The organism is Rhodococcus sp. NPDC056743, assembly GCF_042790355.1.
Lineage (GTDB): Bacteria > Actinomycetota > Actinomycetes > Mycobacteriales > Mycobacteriaceae > Rhodococcus_F.
In genome coordinates, this window is sequence record NZ_JBHTZI010000017.1 from 39859 (window position 1) to 60192 (window position 20334).

A 20334-nucleotide genomic window follows, 5' to 3' on the forward strand; every position below is an offset into this window, starting at 1 on the left:
ACATGCACTTAATGCACAAGCATTTAATGCAGTTGCAAGTAATAGTGTCTTCAACTAGAATGCGGTCGTGACGTCGGAATCCGAACTACGCAGCACGTGGCGCTCGCTGTCGAGCAGTTACAACGACATTGCGTGCGAACTCGATCGGCAGATGCAATCGGCACATGGGCTGAGCATGAGCGATTTCGAAGCTCTCGACCGCTTGATGGATGCCACGTGCGATCGTCCACGCATGCAAGATCTGGCTTCGGAGATGTACCTGAGCCCCAGCGCGCTCTCCCGCAGCGTTGCACGTTTGGAGAAGGCCGGCCTCGTTCAGCGAGCACTGTGCGAAGCCGACCGGCGCGGAGTCTTCATCGATGTCACCGACAAGGGTCGCGAAATCCACGAGGATGCCAGCAAAATACAACTGGCAGTACTGAATTCACACCTACGTGAGCAGTAGAATCAGGCCTGCCCGACCGCCGCGTTGATGGGCGCCATGTCGAAGTAGTCGCGCCAGGCGCTGATCTTCCCGTCACGGATCTCGAACACACCCATGACCGGTAGCGCGACCTCAGCGCCGTTGATGGCGAAGACGTCGACGCGCTCGTTCATGACCACAGAGCCGTTCGCGACCTGACGTTTGACCTGATAGTCGATGTTGCCGAAGGCACCGACAAACTGCTCGATGAACGCCCGGACGGCCTCGCGCCCGACCACGGGTTCCATCGGAATGTTGTGGTAGACGATGTCATCGGTGAAGTAGTCGACGATTCTCGCGATGTCCGCGTCGGCCCACTCTTTGCAGAATTCGGTAACCAACGTATCGGGTGTCATTGTGTGTCAGCCTCTTTCGGGTGGGGTTCGATAATTGCCATGATGCTCTCGATCTCGCCGGCCGGTATCGCGAAGTACTCGGTGACGAACACGGTGGTTGCCGGTTGTTGTCCTGGCGTTCCGAGGTCCAACAGATACCGCGCCACAACGCTCTCACCCCACTCACGCAGTGCAAGTTCACGTATCGCGACAATTCCGCGGTACTGCTGCCCCTGTTCGAGTTCGTTACTGATGAAAGCGCCCGTGTCGCCGGTTCGTTGACCGTTCTCGACGCGCCACGCGTCGGCGGCAAAACGGACCTTCGTTGCGTCGTGGCTGAGCAACGCGTTCACGTACTCGCGCGCCATGGCGACGCGTCCACTGACGGCTACCACGTCCGAGTGCGTGGCAATTGCGCGCAGGATCGACTCGGCCAACTCGGGTCGGCAGATCACGAGGTCGGGCAGATACGGATGGGATTCGTTGTACGACAACGGCGAACCGTCGATACGGCTGCAGTGCAATCCCGCCGACTGGGCGACTCCGACGGGCGCTGCCGAATCCCATTCCCACTGCCCACCGGCGTGCAGATAAGCGTCGACGTCACCGCGTACGACGGCCATCGCCTTCGCTCCGGCCGATCCCATGTAGAGAACGTCTGCATCGAGTTCAGCTGCCACGCCGTCCGTGAATGCCGGCGGACGGGAACCGCTGACAACAATGCGAAGGGGGTGGTTTGCCGGTGCATCCAACCCGGCGTCGTTACTCGAATAAACCTGTCCGAGCGCAGGCTGCGACACCGCCGCCGCAGTGATGCCGTGTCCCCGCTCCCAGAGAGCAACGTGTACGGCCCAATCCGAACGATCAGGCATTCCGTATTCCTTGGATCCGTCGAGAGGGTCGATGATCCACACCCGCGATGCTTCGAGTCTGGTGCGATCGTCGGCGGATTCTTCGGACAGGACGGCGTCACCGGGACGGGCCTGGGCCAACTGCTCGAGGATGTAGGCGTCGGCTGCCTTGTCCCCGCGTCGGCCCAATTCCCTTCCGTCGCTGACGCCGAGCCCCTCGGCCCGAATACCGAGGAGAATCGCTCCGGCCGCTTCCGCCAGATCGGCCGCCAATTCGGCGTCTGCAACTCGGCTATGCGTAGGTTCGCTCACCTGGCCAAGACTTCCATAATTCGCTGCGCCAGTTCGGCAGGCGTTCCGTCTTCGGGTCGAATTACCAGTTCGGCGCGTTCGGGAGCTTCGTAGGGATCGTCGACTCCGGTGAAGCCCTTGATTTCCCCGGCTCTGGCCTTGGCGTACATGCCTTTGGGATCGCGGGCTTCACACTGCTCGATCGGGGTATCCACGTACACCTCGACAAAGCGCAGTCCCGCCGCTTCGTGAGCAGCACGGACGCGGTCGCGGTCCTCGCGATACGGACTGATCAGGCAGGCCACGGCTACTGCACCGGAATCGGCGAACAATTGCGCCACCGAGCCAACTCGTCTCACGTTCTCAGCCCGATCCTCGGCACTGAATCCCAAATCGGCATTGAGTCCGTGCCGCAGGTTGTCACCGTCCAACCGGTAAGCCGGAGTGCCTGCAGCGACAAGTCTGCGTTCGAGTTCCACTGCAATCGTGGATTTACCGGATGCCGAGAGTCCGGTGAGCCACACTGTGGCGCCCGCGGTCGCACGCTCTTCCCGCGAGACTTCGGAACTGTGCCAGACGACGTGGGAATCCTTGAGTGTCGGCCCGTTGATCATTCCCGCCGCGACGGTATTTCCGGTGGTCTCGTCCACCAGAATGAAGCTGCCGGTGACACGATTGCGACGGTAGGGATCGAACATCAACGGCTGCTGCGTCTTGATCGCGATGCGCCCGATTTCGTTGAGAGAAAGCGCCTCCGCGCTATCGTCGCGGTGCAGAGTATTGACATCGAGACGGTAGTCGAGGCGCACAATTTGCGCCTTGGTCGAGCGAGTGGTGTGCAGCAACGAGTACCGGTTGTTCTCGGACAACGTCGATTGGTCGGTGAGCCAACAGATCATCGCGTCGATCTCTTGCCCCACCTGCGGCCGGTTGTTGATCCGGCACAATTGATCTCCGCGACTGACGTCGAGGTGCTCGCTCAGTTCGATGCACACGGCGGACGGCGCGAACGCTTCCGCGATCGCAGTTCCGCCCGGTCCGTGAACGGCCTTCACCGTCGACGTGAAACCTGAAGGGAGAACGACTACTTCGTCGCCGGGTTTGAAGACTCCGCTGGCGACCGTCCCGGCGTATCCGCGGAAGTCATGAAGATCTGCATCGGTTTGCTGCTGAGGACGGATGACGTACTGCACCGGGAACCGCGCATCGATGAGATTGCGATCCGACGCGATGTGCACCTGCTCGAGATGGTGCAGCAGCGACGGCCCGTCGTACCAGGACATGTTCTCGGTGCGCGCAACGATGTTGTCCCCCAACAGCGCCGACACGGGAATGAAGGACAGATCATGAACATCGAGCTTGATGGCGAACTGCCGAAACTCTTCCTTGATCTCCTCGAACCGATCCTGCGACCAGCCCACCAGGTCCATCTTGTTCACGCACAGAACGAGGTGAGGAATCCCGAGAAGTGTTGACAGGAAGGCATGCCGGCGCGTTTGTTCGAGCACACCTTTGCGTGCGTCGACCAGGATGAGGGCGAGGTCGGCCGTAGACGCACCGGTCACCATGTTGCGGGTGTACTGCTCGTGCCCGGGCGTATCGGCGATGATGAACTTGCGATGCGGAGTGGCAAAGTATCGGTGCGCCACATCGATTGTGATGCCCTGCTCACGCTCCGCCCGCAACCCGTCGGTGAGCAACGCGAGGTTGGCGTACTCGTCGCCGCGTTCACGACTGCTGCGCTCGACGGCTTCGAGTTGATCTTCGAAGATCGATTTGGAGTCGTAGAGCAATCGGCCGATGAGCGTCGACTTTCCGTCGTCGACACTGCCCGCGGTCGCGACTCGGAGGAGTTGCGGCATCAGAAGTACCCCTCTTTCTTTCGATCTTCCATGCCCGCCTCGGAGATTCGGTCGTCGGCACGGGTGGCTCCGCGCTCCGTGATCCGGCTCGCGGCTACTTCTTCTACGACGGCAGCGACCGTTTCGGCCGACGACTCCACACAACCGGTGCAGGTGGCGTCGCCGACGGTACGGAACCGCACCAGCGCTTCGTAAGATTCTTCTCCTGGCTGCAGTTCGAGGAACCGTGTGCGCGCCAACAGCATTCCGTCGCGCGGCACCACCTCACGCCGATGGGCATAGTAGATGCCGGGAAGGTCGATCATCTCGCTTTCGATGTATTGCCAGATGTCGAGTTCGGTCCAGTTGGAGAGCGGGAAGATCCGAATGTGTTCGCCCTTACGGTGTTTGCCGTTGTACAGATTCCACAGTTCCGGTCGCTGCATCTTGGGATCCCATTGGCCGAATTCGTCCCGGAAACTGAAGACCCGTTCTTTTGCTCTCGCCTTCTCTTCGTCCCGGCGGGCTCCCCCGAATACGGCGTCGAACTTTCCGTCCCGAATTCCGCGGAGAAGTGCGTGAGTTTGCAGGCGGTTACGACTCGCCCCGACGCCGGTCTCTTCCGAGACACGGCCTGCGTCGATATCGTCCTGCACGCTGGCGACCACCATTCGCAAGCCGAACCGCTCAACGGTTCGATCGCGAAACTCGATCACTTCGTCGAAGTTGTGGCCGGTATCGACATGCATGACGGCAAACGGCAACGGTGCCGGCCAGAAAGCCTTGGCCGCGACGTGGAGCATCACCACGGAATCCTTGCCGCCGGAAAACAGGAGTACCGGCTTTTCGAAAGTCGCGGCAACTTCCCGGAACACATGGACTGCCTCAGCCTCGAGCGCCCGTAGATGGGACAGTTCATAGGCGGGTGGGGCCTGGAGTGCGGACATCGCTTCAGCTCCTACTCGGCGTCGGTACATTTTTGTACCGGACTGGTTCGAGAACGAACGCACTCACAGAATAGAACTCGTTCTACCTAGAGGTCAATGACTGCGAACCGGAGCCCGTCCGCCCACCTCAGCAGTTACGGCATCGGCAGCGGCCACCAATGCCGTAGCGCGTCGCTCGATCTCGGAACCCGTGACCGAACCGCCCACATACAGCGTCAACACCAACGCCTGATGGCCTTCGGCGTCGTAGGTGGGAGCCGCAATCAACGAAACCGGATGCTCGTCGTCCGAACTGATGTCGCGCCCGAGATACACGCGCTCCCCCAGACTCGACACCATTTCGCCGAGCAATTCCCGCACCTCGGACGGAAGATCATGTGTCACAACACCGGCCATCAACGTGTGCAGGCGCTGACCGATCGGGTCGAGACTCTCGACGAGATACCCGGAGTCGCGACAGTCGCGCACCACGGTCCACAACCGATCCCGATCGAGGCGCACCGGCAGGCTCGGTTCTCGCGCCAACCAACTCTCGAGATCGTGATCACTTCCCCAGAGCACGTACATCAATCCGACCGGCGGAGCGAACGGATACACCTGACCGACCCTCGCCGCTTTCCGTATGCCTTCCGGCCCGGTGACTTCGAGAACACTGATCCGATCACCGACTACCGCCGACGCCGTACACGTCGTATCGAATTCGGCGCTCAGTTTCTCGAGATGAGCCCGGGCGATAGGCCCGACAGCGAATCCGCGCTGAGCCGCTCGACCCGCCGCAATCAGCGCCGGCCCCAGACCGTACGTTTTCACGGCGTCGTCCCGCGTGAGATACCCACGGTCCGCCAACACCGTCAGGATTCCCAGCGCGGTCGGCTTACTGATCTCGAGTGTCCTGGCAAGTTCGGACAACCCGAAACGCTGGTCGGGGCGCGCCACCAGGTAGTCGAGAACCTGCACGACGCGTTCGGTGGGTGGAGACTGACGTCCCGCCGAACGGGACTTCTCGAGCTCACCCATTGACCACTCCCTAGAACGCGTTCTATTGTCAGAATACCAAGATCTACCCCATAGGTACATATTTGTACCACGACGCTCTGGGCCGGCAAGACTGCCGGAACTGTGAGGAGCCAGCGTGCTGACGGACCCGTTTGCCCAGGCCATCGCCGAGGCCGAGAAACTCATCGAGACCGCGCCACACATCAGATCCGAACAGGATCTCCTCGAGGGGTACCAATACCTGGCGGGCGGAATCATCGCGACAATGCACGCAGCGTGGGCCGTCGAGAGAACCCACCCCAGTTTCATCCAGGGAACCGGGCCGTTCACAAAGATGGGGCTCGACAACCCCGACACGATGTACTTCGGTGCGCGCATCAACGACGACCAGGAGTACAAGGTCACGGGAAAGCGCGGCACCACAGCCGATCTCAGCTTCCAGGTCCTGAGCGGCAACTACACCAACTCGAATGTCCCGGGCAGTGAGATAGCGTTCGACGACCGTGAACTCGAGATCGCAGACGACGGCAGTTTTGTCGTGTGGTTCGGCCCCGGACCGGCCGACGGCCGCGCCAACTACTACACCCTCGCACCGGGATCGTCGCAGCTCGTCGCGCGAGAGGTCTACAGCGACTGGAGCCAGGAACGCGGAGTCATCCGGATCGAGCGGACGGATTCGATCGGCACGGCGCCCGCGCCGCTCACCGCCGAGGAAACCGAGAAGCGTTTCGCGCGGGCCGGGAAGGCTCTGGTCACCCGGGTCAAGACGTGGCTTCAGTTCCCGGAATGGTTCTACATGAAGCTCCCGGTCAACACGATGACCGAGCCTCGGCTGACCCCAGGTGGTCTCGCCACGCAGTACTCCTCGGTCGGGCATTACGAACTTACCGACGATCAGGCCATGATCATCACCGTTCCAGCCTCGGATGCGCCGTACCAGGGCTTTCAACTCGGTAGCCTGTGGTACATCTCGCTCGACTACATCAATCACCAGACGTCACTCAACAACGGTCAGGCTCAGGTGGATCCGGACGGCATGATCCGAATGGTGGTGAGCGAGAAGAATCCCGGCGTCACCAACTGGGTCGAAACCGTCGGGCATCCGCGCGGCATTCTTCAGTTCCGTTGGCAGCGGGTCTCGCGTGAACTGACGCCCGAGGACGGGCCGACCGTCGAAATTGTTGCCGTTGAGGATATTCCGAAACATCTGCCGCATTTCGACACCAATGCCATCACCGCCGACAACTGGGCAGAGCGAATCGCCGCCCGCCAGGCCGCCATCGACAATCGAATGCTGGGGTAACAGATGACCGAATTGCTGAAAGACCGAGTAGTTGTCATTTCCGGTGTCGGCCCCGCACTGGGCCGCGCACTGGCACTACGCTGCGCGTCGGCCGGTGCGAATCTTGTTCTCGCAGCGCGCACACAGTCCCGATTGGACGACGTTGCCAAGGAGATAGTCGACGCCGGTGGACGCGCTGTCACTGTTGCCACCGACATCACCGATCAGGCGTCCGCCGAAAACCTGGTGGCCGAATCCCTGTCCGCCTACGGCAAAGTCGACACGCTGATCAACAACGCCTTCTCCGTACCGTCGATGAAGCCGCTGGCCCGCACCGACTATCAGCACATCCGCGACAGCATCGAACTCACTGTTCTCGGTGCACTTCGCCTGACACAACTCTTCACAGCGCCGCTCGCGGAGTCGAACGGCTCGGTAGTGAACATCAACTCGATGGTTCTGCGACACTCGCAAGAGCGGTACGGCAGCTACAAGATGGCAAAGTCGGCGCTGCTCGCGATGTCCCAGTCCTTGGCCACCGAACTCGGTCCGCAGGGAATCCGCGTCAACTCGATTGCACCCGGATATATCTGGGGCGACACCCTCAAGGGCTACTTCGCCCATCAAGCCGAGAAGTTCGGCATGACCGTCGAACAGATCTACGAGCACACTGCCGCCAATACCGACTTGAAGCGCCTCCCCACCACCGACGAAGTGGCCGACGCGGCAATCTTCCTCGCGTCACCGATGGCCAATGCCGTCACCGGTCAATGTATCGACGTCAACTGCGGCGAATTCCATCACTAGGAGCATCATGGCTGAGCGCACACATGTCGGCACCGTCGAGGATCTTCATGCATCCGCAACCAAGATGACGGGGCTCACCGATTTCGGCGTCGACGATTACACCGAAGCCCTGTCAGTTCTCCTCGAGTCGTACGACCGCGACGAGGACCTGACGCCGTTCGGCAGCAAAATCTCTCGCGTTTTTCTCCGCGGCGCCTTGGTCGCCCGCCTGCTCAGTGAGTCTGCGTGGAAGCAGCATCCTGAGCATGCCGAGGTCAAGATCGAACGCCCGATTTTTGTCACCGGGTTGCCTCGCACCGGAACTACTGCGCTGCACCGACTCTTGACGGTGGACCCGGCACATCAAGGTCTCGAGATGTGGCTGACGGAGTTTCCGCAGCCTCGCCCGCCACGCGATACCTGGGAATCGAACCCCGTGTTCGCCAAGATCGAGGAGACGTTCGGCCAACACCACGTCGAACACCCCGAGTTCATGGGTGTGCACTACATGTCTGCCGGCGAAGTCGAAGAATGCTGGCAACTGCTCCGGCAGACCTTCAAGTCGGTGTCGTACGAGTGTCTGGCCAATCTGCCCACGTACTCGAATTGGCTGAAAGGCCAGGAATGGTCCAATGCCTATGCACGCCACAAGAAGAATCTCCAGTTGATCGGACTCCCGGATCAGGATCGCCGGTGGGTTCTCAAGAATCCCAGCCACCTGTTTGCACTCGACGAACTGATGACTGTATACCCGGACGCACTGATCATTCAGACGCACCGATCGCCCACGACAATCATTCCGTCGGTGTGCAGCCTTGCCGCGCAAGCCACGCAGGGGTGGTCGAATACGTTCACCGACAAGGTGATCGGAGAGAGCCAACTCGAATTGTGGGCACGAGGACTCGAACAATTCGACGCGGCGCGGGCCCATCACGATCCTGCCCAATTCATCGACGTCGACTACCAGGATTTTGTTGCCGATCCACTCGCCACCGTCGAGAATATCTACACCCACTTCGACCTTCCGTTGACCGCCGGCGCACAGCAGTCGATGGAGGCTATGCATGACGAAAGCCGTTCGGGGGCACGCAAGCCCGCACACAAATACACCTTGGAAGAGTTCGGGCTGACCGCCGAGCAAGTCGAGGAGCGTTTCGGGGGGCGCTGACGCGTCCCGCTCATCGGGAGCCATGTCGTCCGACCGCCGAGCCATGCGACAGAATCGCCCAGATGTACGCGAATCCCGACGCCGTCCGATCAGCAGTTACCTTCAGTGGTCCGATCGAAGGTGGATCGAACGGTTTCCCCGGGACCTCGACCTCGCTCGACCTCGCGGCGAAGGGCTACACCGAACGTGAGTTCTTCGTCCGCGGGTCCGCGGCGTCGTACCGCGAGGACGGTACCTGGTCGTCGGACGGACATTGGGCTGCCGCGGAAGATAGTTCGGCGCCGTTCACCACCAGGATCCTCGTGCGCACACCGGCCGACCCGAGCCGATTCAACGGAACCGTTGTCGTCGAGTGGCTCAATGTCAGTGGCAACACCGATATCGATGTCGACTTCGGACACATGAACGAGGAGATCACGAGAGGGTATGCGTGGGTGGGCGTCTCCGCGCAGGCTGCCGGAATCACCAGCACCGGAGGCAGCGGCCTCGGCGACGGCGTCGTGGGTCTTCTCACCTGGGATCCCGAGCGATACAGCGCATTGGATCATCCCGGCGACCGGTACTCGTACGACATCTTTTCCCAGGTCGGCGCAGCCCTGCGCACACCAGGGGACGTCGACCCCCTCGGCGGCCTGGTTCCGACGCAACTGCTCGCGACCGGGCAGTCACAGTCGGGGTTCCGTATGTTGACGTACGCCAACGCCGTTCATCCCCGCGCCCGGGTATTCGACGGCCTGATCATTCACGCCCGCGGCGGCATCGGAGCTCCGCTTGCCGACGGCATGATGCTCCTGGATCCGGCGCCGGCCCGTGTACGCACCGACCTCGACGTTCCAGTGTTCCAGCTGATCACCGAGACCGAGCTCTTCGAACTGTGCGGTGGACCAGGCCCCACCAGTTTTGTGGCCGCCCGCCAACCCGATACCGACATGATCCGAACTTGGGAGATCGCCGGCACATCGCACTCAGACGCCTACTCTCTGAAAATCCTTCATCCACAGTATGTTCGGCAGTTCTCCGACATCAGGGATCTGGCGGCGCTGTTCCCGATCGTCAACGACGGACCGCAGCGTTACGTCGCGAACGCCGCCCTGCGCGCCTTGCGTCAGTGGGCTGCGGGCGGCGCGGCACCCACATCAGCGCCCGTCATCGACACTGCTGACAATGCGGTGCTGCGGGACCGGCACGGCAATGCGACCGGCGGTGTCCGCACACCTCAACTCGATGTCCCGGTCGCCACGCTGACGGGCGAACTGGTGCACGTGCCTCAGAACGGCGCAACCGTCGCCTTCGACGCCGCGGCGCTCGCCCAGCTCTACCCGAGTCACGACGAGTACGTCACCGCGTTCTCCAACGCTACTGCGCGGGCCGTCGACGACGGTTTCCTACTCCCCGAGGACGCTGAGATTCTGATCGCCGGCGCTCAGGACTGCGGCGTCGGCCGGTAACGGTCACCCCGCAGGTGCTCGGCGAGCAACCGGTCCAGTTCTTCCGGAGCCTCGTCCGGTATCCAATGGCTCACGCCGCGAAGAACTTCGAATCGATACGGGCCGTCAACAAAATTCGGCGTGAGCTGGGCACCATTCGGGCCGATTGCCGAATCTCCGTCGCTCCAGATGTGCAAGGTCGGCACGCTGATGCGAGTCGAACGTCCATCGGGCTTGACCATCCACAATGCGCGGTACCAGTTGAGACCTCCGCGGAGACGACCGGGTGCGCGCATTGCATCCAGGTCACGCTGTGCGTAATCGGGCTTCTGTCCGCTCGCGACAAGTGCTTTGTGTCCGAGCGAGGTTCGAGCCAGCACCCATTCCGGAAGTATCGGAAGCTGAAATGCGGCCATGTACCAGGACTTCACTACCTGACTGCTCGTGAGCATGGCGCGGGCGAATGCAAGCGGATGGGGTACGGACACCGCCGTCAGAGTGCGCAGCATGTCCGGTCGCTGCGCCGCGATCTGCCAGGCGACGGCTGCTCCCCAGTCGTGGCCGACCACATGTACTGTGCCTAGCCCCGCGGCGTCGATGAGCGCAACTATGTCAGCAACGAGCTCGGACCCGCGGTACGCCCATCGCCACTTCGGCCGCGCCCCGGGCGAATATCCACGCTGATCCGGCGCGAGCGTCCGGTAGCCACGAGCGTGCAGCATCGGTGCCAGCCGATCCCAGGACGTCGAATCCTGCGGGAATCCGTGAAGTAGTACGACAACAGGTCCGTCGAGCGGTCCTTCGTCGCGGACGTCGAAGGACAAACCAGATCGTATGTACGTCCGAATTCTCACCTCTGGTGCCGTCATGACACGATCGTATGTCCGATTTCTGACATTCGTGACCCATGCCACCGACATAGAACCGTGACGTTAGGTATCTTGCTTGCAGCGGTACTGGACCACAGTTCCCCCAAATGTAAGGACTTACGACATGCAGTCTGTCGAAGACGTATTGCCCGAAGGCGTAACCCTCGATGACATCACCAAGGTTTTCAAGCTTGGTGCTGCCGCTATCGCCTTCTTCACCGCGGTGTCCGCCTTCAGCTGATCACCATGCTTCACAATAAACTGGCCGGCCCTCGGGGAGTCCGGCCAGTTTTTGTATGTTGACCCAGATTTCATTCTTCCGAAAGCGGCAAACACCCCATAAAAGCTGTCAGGCTTGCTAACTTTCTCCTGCGCGGCACAACGTCGAGCATTTCAACACTCGGAGGACATTCGTGGGTTCCATCAGCACGCTCAGCACGGTCATCGACGTTCTCGCAGCAATCCAGAAGGCTTTGAAGCTCATTCCGGTGAACAGCTGATCGTTGCAGAAATCTCGCCGGATGATCGGCGAGAACAAGCGGGGCCGACTTTTTTGTCGGCCCCGCTTCTCGTTGGAGCGGATGGCGGGATTCGAACCCACGTGAACGGCTTTGCAGGCCGGTGCCTAGCCACTCGGCCACACCCGCGTCATGAAGTAACTCTGCCCCCGATATCACCGCCACACCACAGTTTGAATCAACGTGATTGCGACTTCGCTGATCGCTTGGTATTTGCTGGGTTACATGCCTCCGAAGGTGGGGTACCCGCTCGAGAAATACCGACTGTGCCGTACCAGAACAGGCATGGTTCACTCGGGGCTGGAGTGACGTGAGTTACGCCTGTTTCTCACCTGGCGTCTGTCGTGAGAAGTGAGACGCCCCCGAGACGAAAGGCGGCACCGATGCCCCGAGCACGACTGACAGCTCTGGCCACTGCAGCACTGGCCGCAGTGACGGGTCTTGTCGCAATCGTCGTTGCACCACCGATCGCCTCGGCCGAGAGCACCAACGGCATCGGCATGGCCTACTCGGACCGGACCTTCCAGCCCTTCACCGCATCGAATGGTCTGTCGTCGAAGTACCACGTGTACGCCGCGGGTATCCCGCAGGATCACGCCGCCGGTCTGGTACTGCAGTTCCACGGCGACGGAGCATACGAATTTGCCAATCCCACGTCGTCGTACAGCCTCGGCGGCCCGTCGGGCATCGTGGCGCAGGCCCGCTCGCGGGGCTACATCACCGTCCCGGTACGCACTCCGGACTCTGCCGGGGAAATTACGTGGTGGGAAAACGGGAGTGCGAACGCCGACTTCGTCGCCGACCTGCTCAGCAGTCTCGAAGCGGGCTACAACATCGACACCGAGGACATCTGGCTCGTCGGCTACAGCGGCGGATCTCAGTTCATCACTCAGTTCTTCCTACCGAAGTACTCGAACAAGCTCGACGGCGGCGGCACTGTGGTGTTCGGCGGCGGCGGCGTGCCGCGAGTCTCGGCGCAGCCCTTCGCCGGCGGCCTGGTCGCAGACCTTCCCATGCACTGGTACACCGGCGCTGCCGACAACGGCACGAATGTCAGCGACGGTTACAACGCCGTACTCGACGCCCAGAAGGGGTCGGCCTGGTATTCGGCACAAGGCTTTACGACGGATCTCGAGTCTCCCGCCGGCCTCGGCCACAACCTCTCCGGCACATTCGGCACAGTTCTTGCGCGCCACCTGGACGATCATGTTCCGAACAATCAGGTTTCCACCACAGTTTCCACCACAGTTCCCACCACAACGGTCGCCGCTACTCCTGAGCCGACGACAACACAGCCGCCGACGACCACAGCAACCCCACCCCCGGTCACGACGACAACCACCACCACGACACCACCACCGGCCGTGTGGAACTACACGCTCACTCCGACGAGGATCGGCGCCAATCTGGCTGTCAGCATTCCCGCGGGTACCAGTCGAACTACATTCAGGGTCACAGCTACCCAAGGTCCGTTCTACGTGTACAACTACACAACCCGAACCGGTCTGCGGACTCTGAGCATCGTCTCGAGCCTCTCCCCCAACACGACGTACAACTACACCGTGGAAGCCGATGACGAGATCGTCGGATCCGGGTCGTTCCGAACACTTCCCTGACGCAAGGGAACAAATCGGACCGTCCTGGTGCTGACTTGCTTCGTGACTGCCGAGAAGACCGCCACCGCTGTGCCCGTGGAACACACTGCTTCACCGACGACCGTTGAACGTAAGCCGAGCATCGGAAAGATCCTCGCTCTCGGATCCATGACGGCACTCGGCCCGTTCACGATCGACATGTACCTGCCGGCGTTGCCGGATATCGCCGACGATCTCGGGACCTCGTCGTCGACGGTCCAGCTCACGATCACGGGAACGTTGATCGGACTGGCGCTCGGGCAGTTGCTCGTCGGTCCGCTCTCGGACACCCTCGGACGCAAGAAGCCCTTACTCGCCGGCATCGGCGTGCACATCGTGGCGTCGCTGCTGGCCGTGTTCGCGCCCACGATCGCTGTTCTCGGCATCCTGCGGGTGTTCCAGGGCATGGGTGCCGCTGCTGCCGCTGTAGTCACGATGGCGATCGTGCGCGACCTGTACAGCGGCAATACCGTCGCCGTTGTGATGAGCCGTCTGATGCTTGTCCTCGGCGTTGCACCGATCCTGGCGCCCAGTATCGGCGGCGCACTGTTGGTCGCGCTGGATTGGCGCGGGATCTTTGTTGTTCTTGCCCTGATCGGTGTGGGCACGGCCATGATCGGCGCTTTCGGGATTCCGGAGACTCTGCCCCGCGAGAAGCGTCGTCCCAGCGGCGTGCGATCAGTTCTCCAGATGTACGGATCACTGCTGCGAGATCGCACCTTCATGGTCCTGACGCTGGTCTCCAGTGTCGGTATGGCGTCGTTGTTCGCGTACGTCTCCGGTGCGTCGTTTGTCTATCAGGATCAGTACGGCCTCAATCAGCAGGAGTTTGCACTGCTGTTCAGCGCCGGCGCTATTGCTCTGATCGGCGCTTCGCAGGTCAACGTCCGTCTGCTGGATCGTTGGACGCCGCAGCAGATCACCCGGTCGGCGCTCGTCACTGCGGTTGTCTCCGGAGCCTTGGTCATCGTTGTTGCGGCGCTCGACCTTGGCGGCCTGATCGGATTCGTGATCGCACTCTGGGTCATGCTCGGCGCCGTGGGATTTGTTCTACCGAACGCTCCGGCACTGGCACTTTCACGGCATGGTGAAGCCGCAGGAACAGCTGCCGCGATGCTGGGCGCGTTCCAGTTCGGAGTCGGCGCTGCGATCGCCCCGGCTGTCGGTCTTCTCGGTAACACCAGCACTGCTCTTGCCGTCACGATGACAGCATGTGTGTCCGTCGGGCTGATCGCGCTGGTCGCGACAACCCGCACAGCGCAGGCTTAACCGGCAGCCGCAAACCATTCGCTGTAGAAAGTCGCCAGTCCGATCACGCAGGAAATGGCCACGAAAATCCAGAAGCGGGCGATCACCACTGTCTCCGGCCAACCGAGCAACTCGAAGTGATGATGTATCGGGGCCATCTTGAATACGCGTCGGCCGGACGATCGGAACACCAGTACCTGGATGATCACCGACAGGATCTCGGCCACGAACAGGGCTCCGATGATGACCATCAGAAGTTCGGTGTGTGTGGTGACCGAAAGACCGACAACCAAGCCACCGAGAGCGAGCGAACCGGTGTCGCCCATGAAGATCTGGGCCGGCGCCGCGTTCCACCACAGGAACCCGAGGCACGCACCACCCGCCGCGGCGGCAACTATCGCAAGGTCCAGTGGGTCGCGAACGTCGTAGCACCCGGCAACGGGATCGAGGACGCATGAGTTCCGGTACTGCCATCCTGCGATGACAACGTAGGTACCCAGGATCATGCCCATCGACCCGGCTGCGAGGCCGTCCAGACCGTCGGTGAAGTTGACGGCGTTGGACCACGCGAAGACAAGCACGCAGAAGAAGACCAGAAACCCGATCGTTCCCATCGAGAACACCGAGATGTCGCGAACGTGCGAGAGGTATTGGCTGCCGGGCGTGACACCCTTGCTGTTGGAGAACTGCAGGAACAGCACACCGAAAATGATGGCGCTCGCCAACTGTCCAACCGTCTTTGCGGTCTTGTTCAATCCGAGGTTGCGTTTCTTACGGATCTTGATGAAGTCGTCGAGGAAGCCGACAACGCCCAGCGACGTAGCCAGCGCCAGTACCAACCATCCCGACGCGGACAGTCTCGGCAGACGCGAACCGAAACCGATGACGTGCGCAGCCAGATATCCCGCCCACATTCCCGCGATGATCGCGATACCACCCATGGACGGCGTACCGCGCTTGCCCTGATGGCTCTGTGGACCGTCGATGCGGATCTCGTGCCCGAGCCCCTGTTTGGACAGCACCCGGATGAGAAACGGCGTCAAGAACAGAGCGACGAACAACGAGACGCCACCCGCGACGAGGATTGAAATCACTCGGAGGACTCTACAGACGTGAGCGCCCGCGACACATAATCAGACAAGGCGCTCAGGCTCTGGCGGGCATGGGATGATCGAACGTATGCCTCCCCTTTCGCCGCTTCCCATCGACCCCATCGAAGAGGCACATCGGCAATGGACCGAGCACGGTTGGAGTGACGTTGCCGACGGGATGGCTGCTGTCACCTCGGTGATGCGGGCGCAGCAGATCATGATGGCGCGAGTCGAGGAAGTGCTCAAGCCGCTCGGGTTGACGTTCGCTCGATACGAACTGTTGACACTGCTCACCTTCACGAGGTCGGGCGCACTGCCCATGACGAAAGCCAGCGCACGCCTGCAGGTTCACCCCACCAGCGTCACGAATGCGGTGGATCGGTTGGAGAAGGCACAGTTGGTACGACGAGTCCCCCACCCCAGCGATCGTCGGACGACACTCATCGAGATTTCGGATTCCGGCCGAGCCTTGGCGCTCGAGGCTACGGAACTGCTGAATGCCAAGGTCTTCGCGAACCCGGGCTTGGAGCCGGACAAGCTCACGCAATTGGTGACAATCCTCACTGAATTGCGCAAGACTGCCGGTGATTTCGAGGGGTAAACGACAACGATCCTGAAGGATTTCACTCGCTGAGCGAGCAGAATCCTTCAGGATCGTGGGGACTTGTCAGCGGTGCTTGAACTCAGCTGACCGCTTCTCGACAAATGCGCCCATGCCTTCCTTCTGATCTTCGGTAGCAAAGGTCGAGTGGAAGACCCGACGCTCGAAGCGGACGCCCTCGGCGAGCGAGGACTCGAAGGAGCGGTTGACCGCTTCCTTCGCCATCATCGCGATCGGCAGGGACATCTCGGCGATGGTGGTTGCCGTCTTCAACGCGTCGTCGAGCAGATCTGCTGCCGGCACGATGCGAGACACCAGGCCGGCGCGCTCGGCCTCTTCGGCATCCATGTTGCGCCCGGTGAGGCACATTTCCATGGCCTTGGCCTTGCCCACCGCGCGGGTAAGACGCTGCGAGCCACCGATTCCCGGGATAACTCCGAGCTTGATCTCGGGCTGCCCGAACTTTGCGTTATCTGCGGCGATGATGAAGTCACAGAGCATCGCGAGCTCACAACCGCCGCCGAGTGCGTATCCGGCGACTGCGGCGATCAGCGGCTTACGCGAAGCGGCGACGCGATCCCACGGCGTGAAGAAATCCTCGACGTACGCGTCCATGTACGTCTTGGACTGCATTTCCTTGATGTCGGCGCCGGCGGCAAATGCGCGCTCGGAACCGGTGATCAGGATGGCACCGATGTTGTTGTCCGCTTCGAGATCGGTTACCGCGGCAACCACCTCGTTCATCAGCTCGGAGTTCAGGGCGTTGAGAGCCTTGGGACGGTTGAGCGTGATGACGCCGACGCGGCCCTTACGCTCGAGGATGATGGTGTTGAAGTCGGTCACTGCTGTCCTTCGGTCGAACGGTCTCGGATGTCGTTGATGATGGCAGAGAAGTCCTGACCACCGGCACCCGCGGCATGGTACTGGCTGTAGAGCTCAGCGGCCTTGAGGCCGAGTTCGGCATCAACACCATTGGTACGCAATGCGTTTGCGGCCAGTCCGAGGTCCTTGTCCATCAACGCGACCGCAAAGCCGGGCTGGTAGTCGTTGTTGGCCGGGCTGGTGGGTACCGGTCCGGGTACCGGGCAGTTGGACGTGAGGGCCCAGCACTGTCCCGACGCATTGGACGCGACGTCGAAGAGTGCCTGGTTGCTCAGTCCGAGCTTTTCGCCCAGAACAAATGCTTCACTGATGGCGATCATCGAGACACCGAGGATCATGTTGTTGCAGATCTTCGCGGCCTGACCGACACCGGCGTCACCGCAGTGAACGACCTTGCGGCCCATCACATCCAGCAACGGTGACGCGGCCTGGAAGTCTTCTTCGGATCCGCCGACCATGAATGCGAGGGTTCCGGCGGTTGCGCCGACAACACCACCGGAAACCGGCGCGTCGACGCTGCGGTGTCCGGCGGCCTCTGCCCGATCGTGTGCTTCGCGGGCGTCTGCGACGTCGATCGTGGAGCAGTCGATGAACAGTGTGCCCGGCTTCGCGGCGGGCAGCAGATCGTCGTACAGACCCAGAACGTGCTTGCCGCTCGGCAGCATCGTGATGACGACGTCGGCGTCGCGCACCGCATCCACAGCCGAATCAGCTACCGATGCACCGTCTTCGACTGCCTGCGCGAGGGCTGCGGGCGCCAGGTCGAACCCGACTACCGTGTGTCCGGCCTTGACGAGGTTGGCCGCCATCGGGCCACCCATGTGTCCGAGTCCGATAAATCCAATGGTGCTCATTAGTGATGCTCCTTCGGCGGTGATCAGTTGCCTTGCGATTGAGGGGTGAGGCCGAGTTCATGCTCACCGAGCGGCGCAAAATACGCGTCCACGGCGGCGTCGGTGACATCCGCGAGGGTCGCGGGAAGCCACTGCGGGTTGCGGTCCTTCTCGACCACCTGTGCGCGGATACCCTCGACGAGGTCGTGTGAACTCAGTGATGCCGTCGACACCCGGAACTCTTCGTTCAGAACTTCTTCGAGGCTGTTGGCATCCTTGGCATGACGAAGTGAACGCAACGTGACAGACAGCGCGATCGGCGACTTACCGAGAATCTGCTCGGCGGCCTTCTCGGCTTCGGGAATTCCGCTGGCGCGCAGGCGCTCGACAATCGCGACGACATTGTCCGCCGAGTACGCGGCGTCGATCCAACTCTGCTGTGCCAGTATTTCCGAAACCGGTGCGGGCTCGGCAAATTGAGCAACGGCCTGCTCTACCGTCGACGATGCGATCGTCTCGATGAACGTCTCGATGTTCTCGGACGGGATGAAGTGGTCCGCAAATCCCGTCGCGATGGCGTCGCCGGCGCTCAAGCGCGCCGTGGTGAGCGCGATGTGTGTTCCCAGTTCTCCGGGAGCACGCGAGAGCAGGTACGTTCCGCCGACGTCTGGGATGAATCCGATTCCGGTCTCGGGCATTCCGATCATGGAACGCTCGGTCACGATGCGGACGTCGCCGTGTGCGGACACTCCGACGCCGCCGCCCATGACGATGCCGTCCATGATTGCGACGTACGGCTTCGGGTAGTTCGAGATCTCGGCGTTGAAGATGTACTCGTCGCGCCAGAAGTCGAGCGAACCGGTCTTGCCGTCCTTGGCGTCGTGGTAGATCGAGACGATATCGCCGCCGGCGCACAGGCCACGTTCGCCTGCACCGGTCAGGACAACGGCCTTGACCTCGTCGTCGGACTTCCAGGCCGCGAGGGCCGCAGCCATCTGCGTCACCATCGAGTGATTGAGCGCGTTGATCGCCTTGGGACGGTTGAGGGTGATGCGTCCCAGTCCGTCGCGCTTCTCGATCAGAACTTCGTTCTCTTCGGTCATGCTGCTCCCTGCTTTCCCTGCCCTGCGATCACACTGCGAGCGATGACCACACGCATGATCTCGTTGCTGCCTTCGAGGATCTGGTGAACGCGAAGATCGCGGACGATCTTCTCGATCCCGTACTCAGCAAGATAGCCGTACCCACCGTGCAGTTGGAGCGCCCGGTTGGCGACGTCGAAACCGTTGTCGGTCGCGAAGCGCTTGGCCATAGCGCACAGTTCCACCACATCCGGTGCGTTCTCGTCGAGAGCTGCGGCAGCGCGCCACAGCAGGGTCCGCGCAGCTTCGAGCTCGGTCCGCATATCGGCGAGCTGGAACTGCAGGGCCTGCGATTCGATCAACGCCGAACCGAATGCCTTGCGGTCCACCAGATATGCGACGGCTTTCTCCAGCGCTGCCTGCGCGCCGCCCACCGAGCAAGCGGCGATGTTGAGGCGGCCGCCGTTGAGGCCCTTCATCGCGATGCGGAATCCGCTGCCTTCTTCGCCGAGCATGTTGGCCGCGGGAACGCGCACGTCCTCCATGATCACCTGACGGGTGGGCTGCGCGTTCCAGCCCATCTTGATCTCGTTGGCACCGAACGACAGGCCGGGCGAATCTTTCGGCACGATAAAGGCTGAGATTCCCTTGGCACCTGCAGATCCGGTACGGGCCATCACGACGTACACGTCGGAAGTGCCTGCGCCGGAGATGAACTGCTTGACGCCGTTGAGGATGTAGTCGTCACCGTCACGAACGGCCTTGGTGCTCAAACCGGCAGCATCGGAACCCGCGCCGGGTTCGGTCAGGCAGTAGCTGCCCAACTGATCCATCGAGCACAGTCCGGGCACCCACTGGTGGCGCTGCTCGTCGTTGCCGAACTGGTCGATCATCCACGTGACCATGTTGTGGATGGAAATGTACGCGGCGATCGACGGATCACCCTTGGCAAGCTCCTCGAAGATCCGAGCAGCATCGACGCGGGTCAGTTCACTGCCACCGACATCCTCACGGATGTAGATGCCGCCCATCCCCAGGGACGCCGCCTTGCGGAGAACGTCCACCGGGAAATGCTTGGTCTGATCCCACTCCACCGCATTCGGCGCGAGGTGCTCGGCCGCGAAGTCGCGGGCGGTGTCACGAATCGCCCGCTCGTCATCGGTCAGAGTAAACATGGAAGGTTTTCCGA

General features: G+C 61.6%; 19 protein-coding genes and 1 tRNA gene. 8 read left to right on the forward strand and 12 right to left on the reverse strand.

All coding sequences use genetic code 11. The annotated features are described in order from the left end of the window. Positions 1-67 precede the first annotated feature (67 nt). The gene (locus tag ACFRFQ_RS29810; protein WP_378665190.1) at positions 68-445 is read left to right on the forward strand and encodes a MarR family winged helix-turn-helix transcriptional regulator; all 378 of its coding nucleotides are present in this window, start codon (positions 68-70) and stop codon (positions 443-445) included. A 2-nt stretch (positions 446-447) separates the two neighbouring features. Here ACFRFQ_RS29810 and ACFRFQ_RS29815 read toward each other — a convergent pair whose 3' ends face one another. The 5 genes from ACFRFQ_RS29815 to ACFRFQ_RS29835 all read right to left on the reverse strand — a co-directional run bounded on the left by ACFRFQ_RS29815 (position 448) and on the right by ACFRFQ_RS29835 (position 5745). After that, entirely contained in the window at positions 448-819 is a 372-nt protein-coding gene (locus tag ACFRFQ_RS29815) for a limonene-1,2-epoxide hydrolase family protein (protein ID WP_378665191.1), read from the reverse strand. After that, positions 816-1961 (reverse strand): 3'(2'),5'-bisphosphate nucleotidase CysQ, encoded by a 1146-nt coding sequence (locus ACFRFQ_RS29820; RefSeq protein ID WP_378665192.1) that lies wholly within the window; start codon positions 1959-1961, stop codon positions 816-818. The genes ACFRFQ_RS29815 and ACFRFQ_RS29820 overlap by 4 nt, the downstream gene beginning before the upstream one ends. After that, a complete protein-coding gene (gene cysC / locus ACFRFQ_RS29825) occupies positions 1958-3802 on the reverse strand; it encodes an adenylyl-sulfate kinase (protein ID WP_378665193.1) in 1845 nt (614 codons plus the stop codon). Before cysC ends, ACFRFQ_RS29820 begins: the two co-directional genes overlap by 4 nt. After that, entirely contained in the window at positions 3802-4728 is a 927-nt protein-coding gene (cysD, locus tag ACFRFQ_RS29830; protein WP_138872731.1) for a sulfate adenylyltransferase subunit CysD, read from the reverse strand. Before cysD ends, cysC begins: the two co-directional genes overlap by 1 nt. Positions 4729-4821: 93 nt before the next feature. Next, positions 4822-5745 carry an IclR family transcriptional regulator gene (locus ACFRFQ_RS29835; protein WP_378665194.1) on the reverse strand — a complete coding sequence of 308 codons (924 nt, stop codon included), beginning with the start codon at positions 5743-5745 and terminating at the stop codon, positions 4822-4824. A 115-nt stretch (positions 5746-5860) separates the two neighbouring features. On the opposite strand from ACFRFQ_RS29835, the gene ACFRFQ_RS29840 reads away from it, so the two are divergent. The 4 genes from ACFRFQ_RS29840 (at position 5861) to ACFRFQ_RS29855 (ending at position 10408) form a co-directional block, all read left to right on the forward strand. After that, positions 5861-7027 carry a hypothetical protein gene (locus ACFRFQ_RS29840; RefSeq protein WP_378665195.1) on the forward strand — a complete coding sequence of 389 codons (1167 nt, stop codon included), beginning with the start codon at positions 5861-5863 and terminating at the stop codon, positions 7025-7027. A 3-nt stretch (positions 7028-7030) separates the two neighbouring features. Beyond that, positions 7031-7813, forward strand: coding sequence for an SDR family oxidoreductase (locus ACFRFQ_RS29845; RefSeq protein WP_378665196.1), 783 nt, complete (start codon positions 7031-7033; stop codon positions 7811-7813). Positions 7814-7820: 7 nt separating this feature from the next. Further along, a complete protein-coding gene (locus tag ACFRFQ_RS29850) occupies positions 7821-8960 on the forward strand; it encodes a sulfotransferase family protein (protein WP_378665197.1) in 1140 nt (379 codons plus the stop codon). 62 nt (positions 8961-9022) lie between these two features. Further along, complete coding sequence (locus ACFRFQ_RS29855) at positions 9023-10408, forward strand: alpha/beta hydrolase domain-containing protein (protein ID WP_378665198.1); 1386 nt, start codon at positions 9023-9025, stop codon at positions 10406-10408. Here the strand turns inward: ACFRFQ_RS29855 and ACFRFQ_RS29860 are convergent. Then, positions 10384-11256 (reverse strand): alpha/beta fold hydrolase, encoded by an 873-nt coding sequence (locus tag ACFRFQ_RS29860; protein ID WP_378665199.1) that lies wholly within the window; start codon positions 11254-11256, stop codon positions 10384-10386. The two genes, ACFRFQ_RS29855 and ACFRFQ_RS29860, sit on opposite strands and share 25 nt — an antisense overlap. A 573-nt stretch (positions 11257-11829) precedes the next feature. Continuing rightward, positions 11830-11903: transfer RNA gene (locus ACFRFQ_RS29865), tRNA-Cys, on the reverse strand. 254 nt (positions 11904-12157) lie between these two features. On the opposite strand from ACFRFQ_RS29865, the gene ACFRFQ_RS29870 reads away from it, so the two are divergent. Both ACFRFQ_RS29870 and ACFRFQ_RS29875 read left to right on the forward strand, forming a co-directional pair. Beyond that, positions 12158-13390: a hypothetical protein gene (locus ACFRFQ_RS29870; RefSeq protein ID WP_378665200.1), complete on the forward strand. Its 1233-nt coding sequence runs from the start codon at positions 12158-12160 to the stop codon at positions 13388-13390. Between the two features lie 42 nt (positions 13391-13432). Then, entirely contained in the window at positions 13433-14677 is a 1245-nt protein-coding gene (locus ACFRFQ_RS29875; RefSeq protein WP_378665201.1) for a multidrug effflux MFS transporter, read from the forward strand. On the opposite strand, the gene mraY is transcribed toward ACFRFQ_RS29875, so the two are convergent. Further along, positions 14674-15750 carry a phospho-N-acetylmuramoyl-pentapeptide-transferase gene (gene mraY / locus ACFRFQ_RS29880; protein ID WP_378665202.1) on the reverse strand — a complete coding sequence of 359 codons (1077 nt, stop codon included), beginning with the start codon at positions 15748-15750 and terminating at the stop codon, positions 14674-14676. The two genes, ACFRFQ_RS29875 and mraY, sit on opposite strands and share 4 nt — an antisense overlap. 85 nt (positions 15751-15835) lie before the next feature. On the opposite strand from mraY, the gene ACFRFQ_RS29885 reads away from it, so the two are divergent. Further along, a complete protein-coding gene (locus tag ACFRFQ_RS29885; protein WP_033236071.1) occupies positions 15836-16348 on the forward strand; it encodes a MarR family winged helix-turn-helix transcriptional regulator in 513 nt (170 codons plus the stop codon). Between the two features lie 66 nt (positions 16349-16414). Here ACFRFQ_RS29885 and ACFRFQ_RS29890 read toward each other — a convergent pair whose 3' ends face one another. From ACFRFQ_RS29890 to ACFRFQ_RS29905, 4 genes are read right to left on the reverse strand one after another with little or no spacing between them, the layout of a single operon-like run. After that, positions 16415-17191 carry an enoyl-CoA hydratase gene (locus tag ACFRFQ_RS29890; protein ID WP_378665203.1) on the reverse strand — a complete coding sequence of 259 codons (777 nt, stop codon included), beginning with the start codon at positions 17189-17191 and terminating at the stop codon, positions 16415-16417. Next, positions 17188-18084: a 3-hydroxyisobutyrate dehydrogenase gene (gene mmsB, locus ACFRFQ_RS29895; RefSeq protein ID WP_378665204.1), complete on the reverse strand. Its 897-nt coding sequence runs from the start codon at positions 18082-18084 to the stop codon at positions 17188-17190. Before mmsB ends, ACFRFQ_RS29890 begins: the two co-directional genes overlap by 4 nt. A 23-nt stretch (positions 18085-18107) precedes the next feature. Further along, the gene (locus ACFRFQ_RS29900) at positions 18108-19166 is read right to left on the reverse strand and encodes an enoyl-CoA hydratase/isomerase family protein (protein WP_378665205.1); all 1059 of its coding nucleotides are present in this window, start codon (positions 19164-19166) and stop codon (positions 18108-18110) included. Beyond that, positions 19163-20320 carry an isobutyryl-CoA dehydrogenase gene (locus tag ACFRFQ_RS29905; protein ID WP_378665206.1) on the reverse strand — a complete coding sequence of 386 codons (1158 nt, stop codon included), beginning with the start codon at positions 20318-20320 and terminating at the stop codon, positions 19163-19165. Before ACFRFQ_RS29905 ends, ACFRFQ_RS29900 begins: the two co-directional genes overlap by 4 nt. Positions 20321-20334: the final 14 nt, after the last annotated feature.